Origin of the sequence: Aquabacterium sp., from assembly GCF_014378415.1 — a bacterium.
Classification (GTDB): domain Bacteria; phylum Pseudomonadota; class Gammaproteobacteria; order Burkholderiales; family Burkholderiaceae_C; genus Aquabacterium.
The window spans coordinates 1-16,690 of record NZ_JACMNS010000077.1 but is presented as its reverse complement, the minus strand read 5'-3'; the positions used below and the strand labels follow the sequence as shown (position 1 = coordinate 16,690).

General features: G+C 59.3%; 19 protein-coding genes and 1 tRNA gene. 6 read left to right on the top strand and 14 right to left on the bottom strand.

From position 1 onward, the window contains the following. The 5 genes from H7225_RS07390 to H7225_RS07370 all read right to left on the bottom strand — a co-directional run. A partial coding sequence (locus tag H7225_RS07390; RefSeq protein WP_290660377.1) for an AMIN domain-containing protein occupies nucleotides 1–1,385 on the bottom strand: 1,385 nt, incomplete at its 3' end. 23 nt (nucleotides 1,386–1,408) lie between these two features. Continuing rightward, nucleotides 1,409–1,945 carry a pilus assembly protein PilP gene (locus H7225_RS07385; protein ID WP_290660375.1) on the bottom strand — a complete coding sequence of 179 codons (537 nt, stop codon included), beginning with the start codon at nucleotides 1,943–1,945 and terminating at the stop codon, nucleotides 1,409–1,411. Further along, nucleotides 1,942–2,637 (bottom strand): type 4a pilus biogenesis protein PilO, encoded by a 696-nt coding sequence (locus tag H7225_RS07380; protein ID WP_290660373.1) that lies wholly within the window; start codon nucleotides 2,635–2,637, stop codon nucleotides 1,942–1,944. Before H7225_RS07380 ends, H7225_RS07385 begins: the two co-directional genes overlap by 4 nt. A gap of 12 nt (nucleotides 2,638–2,649) precedes the next feature. Continuing rightward, complete coding sequence (locus tag H7225_RS07375; protein ID WP_290660371.1) at nucleotides 2,650–3,291, bottom strand: PilN domain-containing protein; 642 nt, start codon at nucleotides 3,289–3,291, stop codon at nucleotides 2,650–2,652. After that, nucleotides 3,288–4,367 (bottom strand): pilus assembly protein PilM, encoded by a 1,080-nt coding sequence (locus tag H7225_RS07370; protein ID WP_290660370.1) that lies wholly within the window; start codon nucleotides 4,365–4,367, stop codon nucleotides 3,288–3,290. Before H7225_RS07370 ends, H7225_RS07375 begins: the two co-directional genes overlap by 4 nt. Nucleotides 4,368–4,613: 246 nt before the next feature. Between H7225_RS07370 and H7225_RS07365 the strand changes: the two genes are divergently transcribed. Further along, a complete protein-coding gene (locus H7225_RS07365; RefSeq protein ID WP_290660368.1) occupies nucleotides 4,614–6,992 on the top strand; it encodes a penicillin-binding protein 1A in 2,379 nt (792 codons plus the stop codon). A gap of 5 nt (nucleotides 6,993–6,997) precedes the next feature. Here the strand turns inward: H7225_RS07365 and cyaY are convergent, their stop codons facing one another. Further along, a complete protein-coding gene (cyaY, locus tag H7225_RS07360) occupies nucleotides 6,998–7,351 on the bottom strand; it encodes an iron donor protein CyaY (RefSeq protein ID WP_290660366.1) in 354 nt (117 codons plus the stop codon). A 56-nt stretch (nucleotides 7,352–7,407) separates the two neighbouring features. On the opposite strand from cyaY, the gene H7225_RS07355 reads away from it, so the two are divergent. Both H7225_RS07355 and lysA read left to right on the top strand, forming a co-directional pair. Further along, nucleotides 7,408–7,551 (top strand): lipoprotein, encoded by a 144-nt coding sequence (locus tag H7225_RS07355; protein ID WP_366481303.1) that lies wholly within the window; start codon nucleotides 7,408–7,410, stop codon nucleotides 7,549–7,551. Beyond that, entirely contained in the window at nucleotides 7,548–8,819 is a 1,272-nt protein-coding gene (gene lysA, locus H7225_RS07350; protein WP_290660362.1) for a diaminopimelate decarboxylase, read from the top strand. The genes H7225_RS07355 and lysA overlap by 4 nt, the downstream gene beginning before the upstream one ends. Nucleotides 8,820–8,850: 31 nt before the next feature. On the opposite strand, the gene H7225_RS07345 is transcribed toward lysA, so the two are convergent. The 5 genes from H7225_RS07345 to H7225_RS07325 all read right to left on the bottom strand — a co-directional run bounded on the left by H7225_RS07345 (nucleotide 8,851) and on the right by H7225_RS07325 (nucleotide 13,220). Continuing rightward, nucleotides 8,851–9,135 carry a type II toxin-antitoxin system RelE/ParE family toxin gene (locus H7225_RS07345; RefSeq protein WP_290660360.1) on the bottom strand — a complete coding sequence of 95 codons (285 nt, stop codon included), beginning with the start codon at nucleotides 9,133–9,135 and terminating at the stop codon, nucleotides 8,851–8,853. Then, nucleotides 9,125–9,367 (bottom strand): CopG family ribbon-helix-helix protein, encoded by a 243-nt coding sequence (locus H7225_RS07340; protein ID WP_290660358.1) that lies wholly within the window; start codon nucleotides 9,365–9,367, stop codon nucleotides 9,125–9,127. Before H7225_RS07340 ends, H7225_RS07345 begins: the two co-directional genes overlap by 11 nt. Nucleotides 9,368–9,534: 167 nt before the next feature. Then, nucleotides 9,535–10,797, bottom strand: coding sequence for a porin (locus H7225_RS07335; RefSeq protein WP_290660356.1), 1,263 nt, complete (start codon nucleotides 10,795–10,797; stop codon nucleotides 9,535–9,537). 187 nt (nucleotides 10,798–10,984) lie between these two features. Beyond that, nucleotides 10,985–11,698 carry a porin gene (locus tag H7225_RS07330; protein WP_290660354.1) on the bottom strand — a complete coding sequence of 238 codons (714 nt, stop codon included), beginning with the start codon at nucleotides 11,696–11,698 and terminating at the stop codon, nucleotides 10,985–10,987. Nucleotides 11,699–12,110: 412 nt separating this feature from the next. Continuing rightward, on the bottom strand, nucleotides 12,111–13,220 hold the full coding sequence (locus H7225_RS07325) for a porin (protein ID WP_290660353.1): 1,110 nt from the start codon (nucleotides 13,218–13,220) through the stop codon (nucleotides 12,111–12,113). Nucleotides 13,221–13,401: 181 nt separating this feature from the next. On the opposite strand from H7225_RS07325, the gene ruvB reads away from it, so the two are divergent. Further along, nucleotides 13,402–14,487 carry a Holliday junction branch migration DNA helicase RuvB gene (gene ruvB / locus H7225_RS07320; protein ID WP_290660351.1) on the top strand — a complete coding sequence of 362 codons (1,086 nt, stop codon included), beginning with the start codon at nucleotides 13,402–13,404 and terminating at the stop codon, nucleotides 14,485–14,487. Between the two features lie 5 nt (nucleotides 14,488–14,492). Here ruvB and H7225_RS07315 read toward each other — a convergent pair whose 3' ends face one another. Together H7225_RS07315 and cysM are read right to left on the bottom strand one after the other, a co-directional pair. Then, nucleotides 14,493–14,732, bottom strand: coding sequence for a sulfurtransferase TusA family protein (locus tag H7225_RS07315; RefSeq protein WP_290660349.1), 240 nt, complete (start codon nucleotides 14,730–14,732; stop codon nucleotides 14,493–14,495). Nucleotides 14,733–14,773: 41 nt separating this feature from the next. Next, complete coding sequence (gene cysM / locus H7225_RS07310) at nucleotides 14,774–15,676, bottom strand: cysteine synthase CysM (RefSeq protein WP_290660347.1); 903 nt, start codon at nucleotides 15,674–15,676, stop codon at nucleotides 14,774–14,776. A 95-nt stretch (nucleotides 15,677–15,771) separates the two neighbouring features. Between cysM and H7225_RS07305 the strand changes: the two genes are divergently transcribed. After that, nucleotides 15,772–16,062 (top strand): type II toxin-antitoxin system RelE/ParE family toxin, encoded by a 291-nt coding sequence (locus H7225_RS07305; RefSeq protein ID WP_290660345.1) that lies wholly within the window; start codon nucleotides 15,772–15,774, stop codon nucleotides 16,060–16,062. Between the two features lie 12 nt (nucleotides 16,063–16,074). Then, nucleotides 16,075–16,380, top strand: a complete 306-nt coding sequence (locus tag H7225_RS07300) for an addiction module antidote protein (protein WP_290660343.1) — start codon at nucleotides 16,075–16,077, stop codon at nucleotides 16,378–16,380. Nucleotides 16,381–16,549: 169 nt separating this feature from the next. On the opposite strand, the gene H7225_RS07295 is transcribed toward H7225_RS07300, so the two are convergent. After that, nucleotides 16,550–16,634, bottom strand: a tRNA-Leu gene (locus H7225_RS07295). Nucleotides 16,635–16,690: the final 56 nt, after the last annotated feature.

Here is a 16,690-nt window from a genome sequence, read left to right as displayed (position 1 = left end):
GCTTCCACAATCCGAGCCTCGATCAAAACCTGACGCACAGGGATGTCGATCTTGCTGATCAGTTGCTGGATCTCTTCCAGCTTGGAAGGAATGTCATTGACGAAGAGCTGGTTGGTGCGGGTCTCATAAATGACACTGCCACGCGGCGACAAAATCTTGGTGGTCGTGCTGCCGCCACCACCCGAACCGCTGCCAGACTGCGTTCCCGTCAAACCCTTGGCGATTTCTTCTGCCTTGGTGTAGTTGAGCTGGAAAGATTGCGTGCGCAGGGGCTCCAGAGCTGCCACTTGGGCCTTGGCTTCCAGGTCCAACTTCTCTTTGGCATTGATTTCATCCTTGGGCGCAATCCACAGCACATTGCCGCTCTTTCGCACGCCCAAACCCTTGGCTTGCAGGATGATGTCCAAAGCCTGATCCCAAGGCACATCTTTCAGGCGCAAGGTCACGTTGCCAGTGACGGTGTCGCTGGTCACCACATTGAAGTTGGTGAAGTCGGCGATGACTTGCAACAAGGCGCGCACTTCGATGTTCTGGAAGTTCAGCGACAGCTTCTCTCCGGAATAGCCTGGCCCTTGGGTCAACTTGTTCGGGTCAATTTTCCGCCGACGGACTTCCAAGACGAACTGGTTGTCGCTTTGGTAGGCCGAATGCTCCCAATCACCACGGGCATCCACCAGCAGCTTGACGCGGTCCCCAACCTGAGTGGCGCTGACGGTTTGCACCGGCGTGCCGAAATCGGCCACGTCAAAACGACGCTTCAGGCGATCAGGCAAACTGGCTCGCACAAACTCAACCACCAGGTTTTGGCCCTGTTGCTTGATGTCTACGCCCACTTGGTTGTTGGGCAGATCCACGACCACCCGACCAGCACCATCCTGGCCACGGCGGAAGTCGATGTCCTTGAGCGCCAAAGGCGCTGCATTCTTGGCTTCGGCGAAATGCACGGTCTCTGGCGAGGTGGCCGTGCCAGTCTTGGCTTCGGTCACCGGGGCAGGGGACGAAGCTGGCGAAGGGTCCAGCACCAGGATCAGGGTTTTGCCCTGCAGCTGCGCCTTGTACGTGGTGGGCTGACGCAAGTTCAGCACCAGGCGAGTACGCTCGCCCGCTTGCGCCACGTTCACGGTGCGCAGGTTGCCTTGATTGAGGTCCACCATGTTGCGGCCCAGTGCACTGGTCACACCAGGCAAATCGATCGCAATGCGAGGGGGGGCCTGCACGACAAAACCTGCGGGCACCAGAGCCAAAGGCTCGGACAACTCAATTCGGACCACATCAGAGCCCGCCTGCTGGCTGCTGGTGATCGACTGAATGACCGCTGCAGCCCAAGTCAGGGGAGACACCAAAGCCAGCGACAGCCCGGCCAGCAAGACACGCCACGGTTTCATAGTCAATTTCTCATGCAGGTGTTTCATCGCGCGGTCTCCTGGAGTTGCAGCGTGGTCGGGCGTTCAGTCCACTCGCCTGCGGCGTCCTGAACGATTTCGCGCAACTCGATTTCGGTCTCGGTGATCTTCATGATCTTTCCGTAGTTCTGGCCAAGGTAGTCCCCGGTCTTGACTTGATAAAGCAGGTTATCGACTCTGAGCAGGGCATAAGGAGCACCTTTACGATTCACGCTGCCCACCATGCTCATGGAGTCCAGGGGATAGGCTTCCAGAGGCTCTTTGCGGCGGTTCAATTCAGCGGAAATGGCCGAGTTGGGCTGGCGGGCCTCTTGTTTGAGGGCCACCGTCAGTTTTTGCGTGCTGAAGGGCTCCACGCCATCGGCGCCGACATAAGCACGCGGGTTGAACTTTTGAGGCGGCTTGAGTGGCGGCACACTGGGCTGCACTTCATGCCGCTGCTGGTCCATCCAGGCTTTCAATTCATCCTGTTCGGATGCGCAGCCGGCCAGCAGCGTCATCGCGGTCAAGGCCACCAAGGCCAGATGAGGGCGACAGGTCATTTCTTGTCCCCTTTGTTGGCTTTGGCCTTGTCGACGCGCTGAGCTTCCACCTCGGCGGGATCAAGGTAACGGTAGGTCCGCGCGGTGGCTTCCATGAACAAGGATCCGTTGGAACCGGGGGCCGCGGTGGGCGGCGCGCCAATCGTCAGGTTGTGCAGTGTCACGATCCGTGAGAGGTTGGCGATGTCGGCGGTGAAGGCACCGATGTCGTGGTACCGGCCTGTCACGCGGATCGAGATCGGCAACTCGGCGTAGTAGTCCTTGACCGACACCTGGCCGGGACGGAACAACTCGAACTCCAGGCCACGGCCCAGGCCCGCCTGGTTGATGTCAGACAGCAAGGCGTCCATTTCGGCTTTGCCGGGCAGTTGCTTTTCAAGCTGAGTCACGTATTCCTGCACCTGCGTGCGCTGCTTGCGCAACTCGTTCAGGTTGATGGCCTGCGCCAGCTTGCTGCGGAACTCTTGCTTGAGTGCGGGCTCCTTGTCCCGCTCAGCGGTCAGGGCCTCGTCCTGGCTTTGGAGCAGGCCGAACCAGCCCAGCACCAGCACCACCACGCAGGCGAGCACGAACATGGCCAGTTTTGGCAGGATGGGCCACTGGCCAGGTTCGTTGGGGTTGAGCCCCCGGAACTGATCCTGCGCATCGGCCAACCAGGCGTTGAAGTCAATGTTGAAATTAGGATTCGCCATGATGTGCCCGCCTCAAGACTTCGGGGCCGCAGATGCAGCCGTACTCGATGCTGACGCACCCGATGCCGCCGGAGCAACCGGCGCGACATCCTGAGGACGCTTCAAACTCAGGCGAATGGAAAAGTCGAACAAACGCTTGGGCTCGCGCACGTCCTTCGTCTGCTGTGCAGAGGCTTTGATTTCCTGCAGCTCGGGCTTTTCAAGCCACTCGGACTTGTAGGCGGTGTTGCGCAAGAACTCGGACACCCGCTCATTGGTCTGAGCAATGCCGGCCACCATCACCGTCTGACCATCTTGCTTGATGCTCTTGAGGTAGATGCCTTCAGGCGTCTGGCGAACCAGCTCATTGAGCAAGTGCACAGGCATGTTGCGATCGATCTGCAAGTCTTCCACGGCCTTTTGACGGGCTTTCAGGGACTCGATTTCAGCCTTCAACCCGGAGACATCCTTGATGTCGTCTTCAAGCTTGCGGATTTCTGACGTGAGGAAGTTGTTGCGCGCCTGTTGTGCAGAAATCATCTGCTGCTGAACCGCGTAGGCCAACGCCACCAAAACCGCACCAGCGACCACGGACAGACCCAGGGCCGCGAAGAAAGCCTGCTTGCGCAGTTTTCGCTTTTCCTCGCGGTGAGGCAATAGGTTGATCAAAATCATGCGAGGAACCTCCGCATGGCCAGTCCGCACGCGGTGAGGTAGGACGGTGCTTCACGGCGAAGTTTGCTTTCGCGGATGGCCGAACCCAACTTCATGCCGTCGAAGGGGTTGACCACCATGGAGGCAAAACCTGTCAACTCGGTGACGCGATCTTTCAGGCCAGGCAAAGAAGCCGTGCCCCCGGCCAGCATCACATAGTGCACCTTGTGGTGCGGCGTGCTGGTGAAGAAGTATTGCAAGGCTCGGCCGATTTCTTGCGACAGGCTGTCCACGAAAGGGCCCAGGATCGTGTTCTGGAAATCTTCAGGCAAATCACCGGCCAGCTTTTTGGTCTCGGCTTCTTCAAACGAAAAACCGTATTGGCGCGAGATGAGTTGCGTCAATTGAGCGCCGCCAAAAGCCTGGTCGCGGTCGTACAGCAACTCGTTGTCGCGCAAAACCTTCAGGCTGGTGTTCTCGGCCCCGATTTCGAACAGGGCCACCAAGGCATCCCGGCCTTCACCGGGCAGGTTTTCAACCAGGCGCTGCACAGCCAGGCGCGATGCATACGACTCGATGTCGAGGATGGCAGGCTTGAGGCCCGCCGATTCGGCCAGGCCCTGACGGTCTTGCACGCGGTCTTTGCGCGATGCGGCGATCATGACCTCGACATCGCCTGCCGACGTCGGGCTGGGCCCGACCACGCAGAAATCCAGGCTGACTTCGTCCAGAGAAAAGGGGATGTACTGGTTGGCCTCGGCCTCTACCTGCATTTCCATTTCTTCTTCGCGCAGGCCTGCCGGGAGCATGATTTTTTTCGTGATGACGGCCGACTGCGGCATCGCCATGGCCACGTGCTTGGTGCGGGTGCCGCTTTTGACGACGACCTTGCGCACGGCTTCCGCGACTTCGTCGAATTTTTCGATTTGGCCGTCAGCGATCCAGCCCTTTTCGAAAGGCTCGGACGCAAATCGTTCTAGTATGTATTCGCCAGACTGCGTCTGGCTCAGCTCGACCAGCTTCACGCTTGATGAACTGATGTCCAGTCCAATCATTGGCGGATGCTTGCGGCCCAAGAGCGTGTCAAGAAAGCTCACACCGTCCCCCACGCACCGACTAAGGCGCTGGAATGTTAATAAACCACTTCAATGCTATCAGCAAAGGTTTTGTGTTTGAACGAAGTTAAAGCAGGGCATATCCCAAGCACGTTGCGATATGCACACGCCTTACAGACAGTTGCAAATCCCGCCAAGGTGTGAATGAGCCAAAAGTGTGCCATGGTGTACAGGGGCTCAAGCCTTCACGAGTTCCTATAATCCGCGCAGTGTCACAGGCCTGCCTCCATGAGCGATTCCGTTTCTTCCAAAGCCCCCTCCCGACCCAGCCCCTGGTGGGCAACCTGGCTCATCAAACCTCTGCTCGCGCTGACAGGACTGGGTCTGGCGGCTGCGCTGGGTGGCGCTTTGCTGACGGGCATCGGCCTGGCGGTGGCCTACCCCCAGTTGCCCGAAGTCAGCGGCTTGTCCGACTACCAGCCCAAAATGCCGATGCGCGTTTATTCGGCAGATAACGTGCTGATCGGAGAGTTTGGCGAAGAAAAGCGTGATTTTCTGCCCATCAAACAAATCCCAAAAGTCATGCGGGAAGCCGTTTTGGCGATTGAAGACGCTCGTTTCTACAAACATGGCGGCGTGGACTACATCGGCGTGCTGCGTGCCGGCCTGGCCAATTTCGGCGAAGCTCGCAGCCAGGGCGCATCGACCATCACCATGCAGGTGGCCCGCAATTTCTACCTGCCCACCGAGAAAACCTTCACCCGCAAGATCTACGAGATGTTGCTGGCCCTGAAGATCGAAAACCTGTTGAGCAAGGACCAAATCCTGGAGCTCTACATGAACCAGATCTACCTGGGCCAACGCGCCTATGGATTTTCTGCCGCCTGCGACACCTATTTTGGCAAGCCCATCAAGGACATCACGGTGGCAGAAGCCGCCATGCTGGCCGGCCTGCCCAAGGCCCCGTCGGCCTACAACCCGGTTCGCAACCCCAAGCGCGCCACCATTCGCCAGCAATACATCATCGACCGCATGTTCGAGAACGGCTTCATCACCGAAGCACAACGCGACGAGGCCAAGGATGAAGAGTTAGCCTACCGCACCAAGGCCCCGGTTTCCGCCCACGCCGAGTACGCGGCCGAAGCCGCACGCTCCCTGATGCACGACCAGTACGGCCCCGACGCCTACACCCGGGGCTTGAACGTCTACACCTCCATCCGGATGCCAGATCAGACTGCGGCGTACAAAGCCTTGCGCAAAGGTTTGATGGATTTTGACCGCCGCCAAGCATGGCGCGGCCCAGAGGCCTACATCGATTTGCCAGCCGACCCCAAGCAAGTGGATGTCCGCGTGGCCGAGGCCCTGGAAGAACACCCGGACAGCGAGGCCATCCATGCGGGCGTCGTGATGTCGGCCGACCCCAAGAAGTTGGTGCTGGCCCTGCAATCAGGCGAGCAGATCACCATCGGGCCGGAAGGCCTGCGTGCCGTGGGCAACGCCCTGAATGACAAAGCCAACCCCAAGGTACAGATTCGCCGTGGTGCCGTGGTGCGCTTGATGCAAAACACCTCGGAGCAATGGACCGTGGTGCAACTGCCAGAGGTCGAGGGCGCCTTTGTGTCCATGGACCCGACCACCGGCCTGATCAAGGCCATGGTGGGCGGCTTTGACTTTGGCCGCAACAAGTTCAACCACGTCACGCAAGCTTGGCGCCAGCCGGGCTCCAGCTTCAAGCCATTCATCTACTCGGCCGCCCTGGAAAAAGGCTTCACGCCCGCCACCACGGTCAATGACGCCCCCCTGTTCTTCAACGCCGGCGTCACAGGTGGCCAGCCTTGGGAGCCCAAGAACTATGACGGCAAGTTCGAAGGCCCCATGACCTTGCGCCGTGGCTTGGCCAAATCAAAGAACATGATCTCAATCCGGGTGCTGCGCTCCATCGGCACCAAGTACGCGCAAGACTGGATCACCCGCTTTGGCTTTGAAGCCGACAAGCACCCGGCTTACCTGACCATGGCACTGGGCGCCGGCTCGGTCACGCCCCTGCAGATGGCTGACGGCTTTGCGGTGTTTGCCAATGGCGGCTATCGCGTCAACCCTTTGCTGGTGCTGAGGGTGACCGACTCTCGCGGCCATGCGCTGGCGCAGTACCGCCCTGCAGCGCTGAACGAATCCATGCGCGCCATTGACGCGCGCAACGCCTTCATGATGAGCAGCCTGCTGCAAGAAGTGACCCGGTCGGGCACGGCGGCCAAGGCCCAGGCCACGCTGAAGCGCCCCGATTTGTACGGCAAAACTGGCACCACCAACGACTCGATGGACGCCTGGTTCGCGGGCTACACGGCCCACACGGTGTCGGTGGTATGGATTGGCCATGACCAGCCCCGCAAACTGGGCGACAAGGAAACGGGCGGCGGCTTGGCCTTGCCGATCTGGATCGACTACATGAGCACCGCCCTGCGCGGCGTACCGGTTGAAGAGCCATCTCAACCCGAAGGCGTGGTCAACATTGGCGGCGAATGGTTCTACGAGGAATACACCTCAGGCACGGGTGTTCGCGAATTGACCGCCGAGCCAGAAGATCAGGCGCCTCAGACGCCCGAACCCACGTCATCCGACGAGAAGAAAAACATCCTGGACATGTTCGGCAACAGCAAGACCCAGTGAGCGGCCTAGAAGCTCAGGGGCACGCTGGCTTGTTCACTGGCACAGGCCGACAACAGGGCAAAGAACTCTTCGCCTGACCGGGTGTCCAACCAATGGCCGTCGCTCGCGCGGCGAAAATGAAAACCGCCACGCTTGGCGGCCAGCCACAGCTCCTGCAATGGCGGTTGGGCATTGATGATGAGTTGCGTGCGGTTGGGCAAAGTCAGTGTCAGCATGCCGCCGGATCGCGCGGAATCGATGTCAGCGACATCACCCTCTAGCCAACGGTCCACGGTGGTTTCGATGCGCGTCAACACGGCCTGGATGGCCTCGTGGTATTGCGCATCAGTCAGGCCTGACGGCGTATTGGGGGCGTTCATCGGGGAATCCTTAGAATGTCGGCATGAAGAAAAAACAGTCCCTGATTTTAGGCAGCATCGCAAGACCCCTGCCCGCGCTCGCACTGCTGGGCGCCTTGCTGCTCAGCGCCTGTGGCCAAAAAGGGCCCTTGTACCTGCCGTCGCCCGATCAAGGCGCCTCATCTGCATCCTCTGGCACCAAGGCCAAGCACACACCATGACCCTGCCCGGCTCACCTTTTCTGGCCTACCGTGGCCCCGATCTGTTTTTGGACGATGTTCGGCTGAGCGGCCTGGTGCGCGAGCACGGCAGCCCCCTGTACGTCTATTCGCGCCGCGCCATGCTGGCCGCGCTGGCACCGTATCAAAAGGCGCTGAAGGATCGGGCGCACCTGATCTGTTATGCCATCAAGGCCAACTCCAACCTGGCCGTGCTGCAAACCTTTGCCCAGGCCGGCTGTGGCTTTGACATCGTGTCTGCCGGCGAGCTGGCCCGGGTGCAGGCGGCTGGAGGAGATACCAGCAAGGTCGTGTTTTCAGGCGTGGGCAAAACCCGCGCAGAAATGAAACTTGGCATTGAGGCCGGCGTGCGGTGCTTCAACGTGGAAAGCACGGCCGAGCTGGAGGTGCTGTCCGAGGTGGCCAGCGGCCTGGGTCGCCAAGCTCGGGTCAGCGTGCGAGTAAATCCGGATGTGGATGCGGGCACGCACCCCTATATCTCGACCGGGCTGAAAGGCAACAAATTTGGCATTGCCCATGAAGAAGCATTGGCCACCTACAAGCGTGCGGCTTCGTTGCCGGGCTTGGACGTGGTCGGCATTGACTGCCACATCGGCTCGCAAATCACGGAAGTGGCGCCCTACCTGGATGCGCTGGACCGCGTGTTGGACCTGGTCGAGGCCATTGAAGCGGCAGGCGTGACCATTCACCACATGGACCTGGGCGGGGGGCTGGGCATCACCTACACCGACGAAACGCCGCCCGCTGCGGACGTGCTGATCGGCCAATTGCTGCAGCGCATTGACGCCCGAGGCCATGGGCATCGAGAAATCCTGTTTGAGCCAGGCCGGTCCCTCGTGGGCAACGCCGGCGTGCTGCTGACTGAGGTTTTGTTCCTCAAGCCGGGTGAGCAAAAGAACTTTTGCGTGGTGGATGCCGCCATGAACGACCTGATGCGCCCGGCGCTGTACGAGGCCTACATGGGCATTGTGAACGCGCACCAACGCGCAGACGCTGCGCAGCAAGTTTGGGATGTGGTCGGACCCGTTTGTGAATCAGGCGATTGGCTGGGGCGTGACCGCACATTGGCGGTGCAAGCCGGTGATGTGTTGGCCGTGTTGTCGGCTGGGGCTTACGGCATGACCATGGCCAGCAACTACAACACGCGTGGACGGGCTGCAGAGTTGATGGTGGATGGGGACCAGGTGTGGGTGATTCGGGAGCGGGAGACTGTGAGTGATTTATTCAGGCTGGAGCACCGCATTGCATGAAAGTGTTCATTCAACCATCGCTCGCGCTTGATCACCATTTTTTTGGAAGGCGCCGCGCTGTGTGCAGCACTCGCAGCACTTCGGCAGTGCCGCCACGCACCCTGTAGGGCACCAGGTACCTCGTCTTGGCAACGATCAGCTCACGTGTGCCTGGCACTCGACCTGGGCGGCCAAGCCCCGGCTGATCAGCCAGCATGGCCACCGCAGCCATCACGCGCTGAACAACCAAGCGCGCAGCGCTGGCATCGTCTTGCGCAATGTAGGCGGCTTCTTCGTCGAGGTTTTGCAGTGCCTTGCGCAGCCAATTAAGCTGCATTGACCTGCCACTTTTTGGCCAAGGCTTGTAAATCCTGCTCGCTGGCAAAATCGCCCGCGTCGGCCTCGCCTAGCGCTGCCTGTATCTCGCCGATTTGCCATTCGTTGGCCTCGACAAACTCGCGGATGGCCTCAGACGCCAGGAAAGACTTACTTCGGCGGGTGGCTTGTGCCAATTGGTCGAGTCGATTTTTAACGTCATCTTCGAGACGGATTGTCATCGTGGTAGACATGGTGTGGTGCGTTGTGATTTTTTGTACACATCTTAGCGCGCTGCTTTCTGTGTGAACAGATTCGAGCCGCACTGCCGACGCAGAGCGGAACACAAAAAAATGGCTATCCAGGTAGCTCAAACGAAAAAACCGCCCCGAGGGGCGGTTTTGACATTCAGCAGAATGACTTAGAACGTGTGGCGAATACCAAGGCCAACGTAAGTGGTCTTGCCATCCGGATTGAGGCCTGCACCAGCAAAAATCGGAGTTTCGCGGAAACCAAAGTTCACACCCACGACATCAGGTCCACCAACAATGGCAGGACCGCCGCCAGAGTAGACGTCACCCTTGGAGTCCTTGATCTGACCCACGCGGGTGAACAAGGAAGTGCGCTTGGACAAGGCGTAATCGGCACCGAGCATCACCCCTGTGTCTTTACCCTTGGTGAAATTGCGGAATCGGGTGTGCGACAACTGCGCCACCAAAGACCATTCACCCACAGGAATGCGGGTACCGATGGCCAAGAAATCCAGCTTCAAATCACGGCCGCCGACCAAGTCGTACTTACCTTGACCGAATACGCCGTTGAAAGAGATGCCGGATCCGGGAAGCGTGAACTTTGCACCGAGATTGAACGCGGAGTACTTGTCCAGAATGAAGTTTGTCGGTGTCGCCCCATAAACGACGTTGTAGCCGCTTGTGTTGAGGACATCGTTAAAGTAATTTAGATGGTACCCGCCAGTGAGGACGAGCGCATCTGCCGCATACGCACCGAACAGCCCGAATGTACGACCGGTCTGAGTTCCATCTTCACCCCCCGCCGTTGCACCACCAATGATCTGCCCAGTGGCAGCCGATGGAGGCGTTGTGGCACGCGCTGGGCTGGTAGTCGCAGCCACACCTGCATTGGGTGAGTAGGAAACCTCGCCCGTGAAGCCACCCATCTTGAGCCAATAGCTGACTTGATTGTCTTGGCGGACGTGCAGGTTGTTGGATGCACCCCCTTCGATGAACAGGTCGGTGGCACCGAAACGCTCGGTCGTGACCAAAGCTGTGGAATAGAAGATAGGGGCGTATTGGCGACCCAAACGGAATTCACCAAAGTTGGTGGTCAAGCCCACATAGCTTTGACGGCCAAAGATCCGGCCATCCTGGCTCAACGCGCCAGTGTCATAGTTCAGCTGACCTTCCAGAACGAAGCTGGCCTTCATGCCACCGCCGAGGTCTTCCACACCCTTGAAACCAAACGATGTCTGCGATGACGCGCTGGGAGAGACGCGTGTGGCGTTCAATTTGGCAGACGCAGCGGCAGCGCCTTGAGACTTGTTGACGTGATCAACACTCACGTCAACATTGCCGTAGATGGTCACGCTGGATTGGGCCATGGCCCCACCAGCACCAAGAGTTGCCAGAGCCACCGCGATAGCTTTGGTCAGAACGTTCTTTTGCATGGAATATCTCCTTGAGATCCCCCCCTGAATCGGGGGTGACACCGGATTGTTGCGCAATCGTTGAGCCGTGATCCGGAGGATTCCCATGATGTCGCGCAATAGCAACAACCATGAAAAATGGATCCCTGAAGGCTCCATTGGGGGCGCCCGCATTCATTCAGAGAGCGCTAAAACAGTTTTACTTCGTTCAGAAGCTGTGACGCACGCCAAGTGCCACGGTGTTGGCCTTGGTGTCGAAGACAACAAGATTGCCTCCGGCAGGCGCCCGATAGTCGTTCTTGTCGCTGGAATAAACAGCGTACACATTGGTGCGCTTGGACAGGTCGTAGGTGCCGCCCACCGTGAAGACCCTCACATCGCGGGCTTTCAGACCATCGACGCTGGGCACCACCGAATCCAGTTTGAGGATGCCGTTGGCGTACGAGGCCAGGAACTTGAACTGGTTGCCCACTGGCACCGACACGCCGAGTTGATAGCCCGAGGACTTCACATCTGGGGTTGTGGCGCCAACAGCCGCCCTGTCCAACTTTCCATGGCCATATTGGCCAAACAGCTTGACCACGCCAAAGTCGTAGAAGCTGTTCAGGAACAAGGACTCGTTCGTGGCAGGCAGGACAGGGCCCACGCTCGACTTGTTGTTCTCGTACCCGAGCGATGCCGAGAACTTGTCATCAAAGTAGCCGACAGTGGCAGCCCACTTGGCACCCAGTCCAGGGTTCGTGGCGTTCGTGGTTTCTTTGGCGCTGTACATGGCCGCACCGCCGAAGTTACCCACCTTGGCGAAGTACGCCACGGCGTTGCTCCAACCCTGAGTGTAGTAATCGGTGGAGTAGAAAATCCGCGATGGTGCCAACTTGGAAGCACCGAAAGGACTGAATCGCTCGCCGGACAGATAGCCCAACGCTTTGCGTCAGCACACCGTTGGAAACACCAGTCACAGAGGAGCTGCTGCCAGCTGCCACTGTAGTTCCCGTCGTTGTCACCCTCGCCGAATTCTTGGTATCAACATTGCTCAAGGATGCATCCAGCGTACCGTAAAAGATCACACCGGCCTCTGCCATGGCAGCGCTCGCGCTTAAAGTGGCCGAGCTCAAGGACTTGCCAGCCAACCCGTTTGCGGCTGCTGCCCCGCTTGATCTGGGCATTTCGCGGCATGCGTGCTGAGGTCAAGTTCCACTAGAAACGGCATAGAGCAGCAAAATCTGGGTGTTTTAAACGCTTTCACCGGCCGCAGCAAAGTAACAACCGCCTTTGCGATCAGGCGTGAAAAAAGGGGCCGAAGCCCCTTTTAAATCAGATCGGTCAAGCTTTGATTAGAAAGCGTGAGCGATACCGAAGGCGACGCCGTGGGACGACTTGCCAGCTGTAGCTGCCGTGGGAGCGGTCAAACTTGCAACGTTCAGCGCAGAACCGGACTCGTTGTGCACGTTTGTCACCAGGCCGTACACCGAAGTGCGCTTGGACAAGGTGTACACAGCCTTGACGGAGGCGATGGTGGCATCGTCATGATTGCTGTTGGAAACACCCGCAGCGTAACCAACATTGCGAGCTTCGGACAAGCTGGCTTGCAAAGTGAAGTCGGCCGTGATTGGCACGCCAACACGAACACCCACCAAGCTCAAACGATCGGCGCCAGTCACTTGACTTTCGCTGTCGTAATAACCGGTCAACTTGAGCACGCCAAAATCGTAGCCAGCGTAAACCAAGGTCGCATTACCCTTGTTGCCTACATTGCCAACAGCTGTGGCGCTGGCAGCGATCAAACCAGTTTCGTCTTTGGCCGACAGGTAACCCAACCCTGCAGAGAAAGGACCCGCCAAGTACTTGACGTTCAGGCCGAAAGCCTTGCCTGCGTTGGTGCCTGCAGCTTCAGTGCCAACCAGCGAGGTCGTCGCGCCAGAATTACCAACCGCAGTGGAGTACTGCAGTTGAGCCGACAGGCCAGGCAAGAACGTGGGCAACACGTAAGTGATGGCGTTGTCGATACGACGATAGCTGTCACCAGCGCGAGTCTTGGCGATCTTGAAATCGTCATAGGCTTGAGCGCCCAAAACCTTGGTGTCACCTGCCAATGCGCCGATCGACGAGTCGATGCGACCCAGACGCAGTTCGCCGAAGCCGCCTTGCAGGCCAACCCAGGCAGCGCGGTCGAAGAAGCGAGCGGTGTTGCCTTGAGCACCCGTGTCAGCCTTGACAGCCGTTTCCAGAGCGAAGTTAGCGCGCAAACCGCCACCGATGTCTTCAGAACCCTTGAAACCCAGGCGCGAAGTGGCCAGGTTGTCAGAGGAGACGCGGGTCACGGACTTGGTGCCCTTGACTGTTTCGATCGAAGCATCGACCACGCCATACAGAGTGACGGAAGATTGGGCAAAAGCGCCCGAGGTAGCAGCCAAAGCAGCAATCGCCAGCAAAGTCTTATTCATTGAATTCTCCAAATGTTGAACCAGAGGCCTCAGCGACGGTGCCAAACAGCAGCCCGCCGAAACTCCTTGAATTGCAACAGACTTTTGCGATTGGCGTGATGACAGGGTTGTCATAAACCCCAATCCGAACGGCTTATCGTTGCCCAAAGGCAACACACGCAAGAAGCCGGATAATCAAGCCATGAGCATTCAAACCGATGACTTCGGAAGTTCGGCCCGCCCCAAAGCCAAGACGGCTCCAGCACTCGATGCCCCCAGGGTGGTTGCCGCTGCAGTGACCTCTCCGCATGAAGACGCGCAGGAGCGCGCCTTGCGGCCCAAGGATCTGCACGAGTACATTGGCCAGACCAAGGCGCGCGAGCAACTGGAGATCTTCATCGGTGCGGCGCGCAAGCGTGGTGAAGCGCTGGACCACGTGCTGCTGTTCGGCCCGCCAGGGCTGGGCAAGACCACGCTCAGCCACATCATCGCGACCGAGTTGGGCGTGAACCTGCGCCAAACCTCGGGGCCGGTGCTGGAAAAGCCCAAGGATCTGGCCGCCATCCTGACCAACCTGGAGCGGCACGATGTGCTGTTCATCGACGAGATCCACCGCCTGAGCCCGGTCGTGGAAGAGATCCTCTACCCCGCGCTGGAGGACTACCAAATCGACATCATGATTGGCGACGGCCCGGCCGCACGATCGATCAAGTTGGATTTGCAACCCTTCACGTTGGTGGGGGCCACCACGCGTGCGGGCATGCTGACCAATCCGCTGCGTGATCGTTTCGGCATCGTGGCGCGGCTTGTGTTTTACACCGCGGAAGAGTTGCAGCGCATCGTGACGCGGTCAGCGCGGCTGTTGAATGCACCGATTGATGAACAAGGTGCGCTGGAGCTGGCGCGTCGTTCACGCGGCACACCGCGCATTGCCAACCGTTTGCTGCGCCGGGTGCGCGACTATGCCGAGGTGAAGGGCGATGGCCGCATCACTCGGCAAGTGGCCGACCTGGCCTTGGCCATGCTGGATGTTGACCCGTTGGGCCTGGACGTGATGGACCGCAAGCTGCTGGAGGCGATCATTCACCGCTTCGATGGCGGGCCGGTGGGCCTGGACAACCTGGCGGCGGCCATTGGCGAGGAGCGTGAAACGATCGAAGATGTGATCGAGCCTTACCTGATCCAGCAGGGCTTTTTGCAGCGCACGCCACGCGGTCGCATTGCCACCGCTTCGGCTTTCAGGCACCTGGGCTTGAACCCGCCGCAAGGGCCTGAGCTGCTGGTATAGCTGGATCAGCGGCGGCGCAGGAAGTGGGTGTATTCCTCTTGGTCGCCGTTGAGCTTGGTTTGCTGGTCGACCAGGTCGTTGCCGGTTTGGCGGGCAAAGGCCTGGAAGTCGCGCACCGAGCCGGGGTCGGTGGCCGAGACTTTGAGCACCTCACCGCTGTGCATGTCCGACAGGGCTTTTTTGGCCTTGAGGATCGGCAGCGGGCAGGTCAGGCCTCGGGCGTCAAGTTCCTTGTTGATGTCCATGAATGATCCTCGTGATGGGGTGGATTTTAGACACCTGGGCCTCAGGCGGGGAAGACGCCGGTGGACAGATAACGGTCGCCGCGGTCGCAAACCACGAACACGATGGTGGCGTTGCTGACGGTTTGCGCCAATTGCAGGGCCACCCAGCAGGCGCCGGCCGCAGAGATGCCGCAGAACAGGCCTTCTTCGCGCGCCAGGCGGCGGGCCATGTCTTCGGCGTCGGCCTGGCTGACGTGGATGATGTGATCGACGCGGCTGGGCTCATAAATCTTGGGCAGGTAGGCCTCAGGCCACTTGCGGATGCCGGGGATGCGCGAACCTTCGCTGGGCTGGGCGCCTACGATTCGCACGCCGGGGTTTTTTTCCTTGAGGAAGTGCGAGACGCCGGTGATGGTGCCGGTGGTGCCCATGGCGCTGACAAAGTGGGTGACTTCGCCTTGCGTGTCGGCCCAGATTTCGGGGCCGGTGGTTTCGTAGTGAATGCGGGGGTTGTCGGCGTTGGCGAACTGGTCGAGCACCAGGCCTTTGCCGTGGCGCACCATCTGGTCGGCCAGATCACGGGCGTATTCCATGCCGCCGCTTTTGGGCGTGAGGATGAGCTCGGCGCCGAAGGCCTTCATGGTCTGGGCGCGCTCGATGCTGAGGTCTTCCGGCATGATCAAAATCATGCGGTAACCGCGAATGGCGGCGGCCATGGCCAGGGCGATGCCGGTGTTGCCCGAGGTGGCCTCGATCAGGGTGTCGCCGGGCTTGATCTGGCCGCGCTCTTCAGCACGGCGGATCATGCTGATGGCGGGGCGGTCTTTGACGGAGCCGGCGGGGTTGTTGCCTTCCAGCTTGGCCAGGATGACGTTGCCGCGCGCGTCGTTGTCGGCGCCAGGAATGCGTTGCAGGCGGACCATGGGGGTCTTGCCAATGACGTCTTCAAGCGTGGGGTAGTTCATCGTCGTGTCAAACAGGTTCAGCGGTGTGCATTGAACCGGTATTGTGGCAGGCGTTTACAGTTGCCGGACTGTATCCAATCGAGTACAGTTAACCGATGCTCACAATCAAACTGCTGCCTGAATTCACCGACTGGCTTGACGGCATCAAAGACGTTTTGACCCGCCTCCGGCTGGCAAAGCGCCTTGATAAGGTGCAGCGCGGTTTGCTGGGTGACGTGGCCCCCGTTGGAGACGGTGTGTTTGAGATGCGAGAGTACTTCGGACCCGGCTGGCGCATGTACTACGTGCAGCAGGGTGATGTGTTAATCGTGATGCTGGGCGGCGGCGACAAGTCCACCCAGCAGGCCGATATTGCGGCGGCTATCGCTTTGTCCCAAACCCTTTGAAGGAGATTGACCATGCCCAAAAAAATCAACGTAGTCGACCTGCCCGACTTCGATATGGCTACGTACCTTCCGGATGATGAGGCCATCGCCCAGTATCTGACCCTTGTGCTTGAGGAGAACGATCCCAGTGAGTTGTCCCATGCGCTGGGTGTGATTGCGCGCGCCCGTGGCATGAGCGAGATTGCCAAAGCCAGCGGCATTGGACGCGAAGCTTTGTACAAGGCTCTTCGCCCCAACGCCCACCCCCGTTTTGACACGATAGCCCGTGTATGCACGGCGCTGGGGGTCAAGCTGGTGGCGCAAGTGGCTCGCGGCTGATTGCGGACAGGTGCGAGGAGTGTGCCGAAACATTCCCGCAGCTTGCGGCTGATATCAGGGCAATGTATTTGCTGGACATGCGCTGTGACATAGGCATGGGGCAGACGCGCATGCAGACGTGATGCGAATCAACGACAGCTATTTTTCTACTAGGTCGTTGATTTGACTGTGGTGCCCCGGGCCGGACTCGAACCGGCACTCCTTGCGGAACCGGATTTTGAATCCGGCGCGTCTACCAATTTCACCACCAGGGCACTGACGTGAGGGGTCGGAGTTTAGCATAGAAAATCAACGCTTGCGGGGCGGCCAG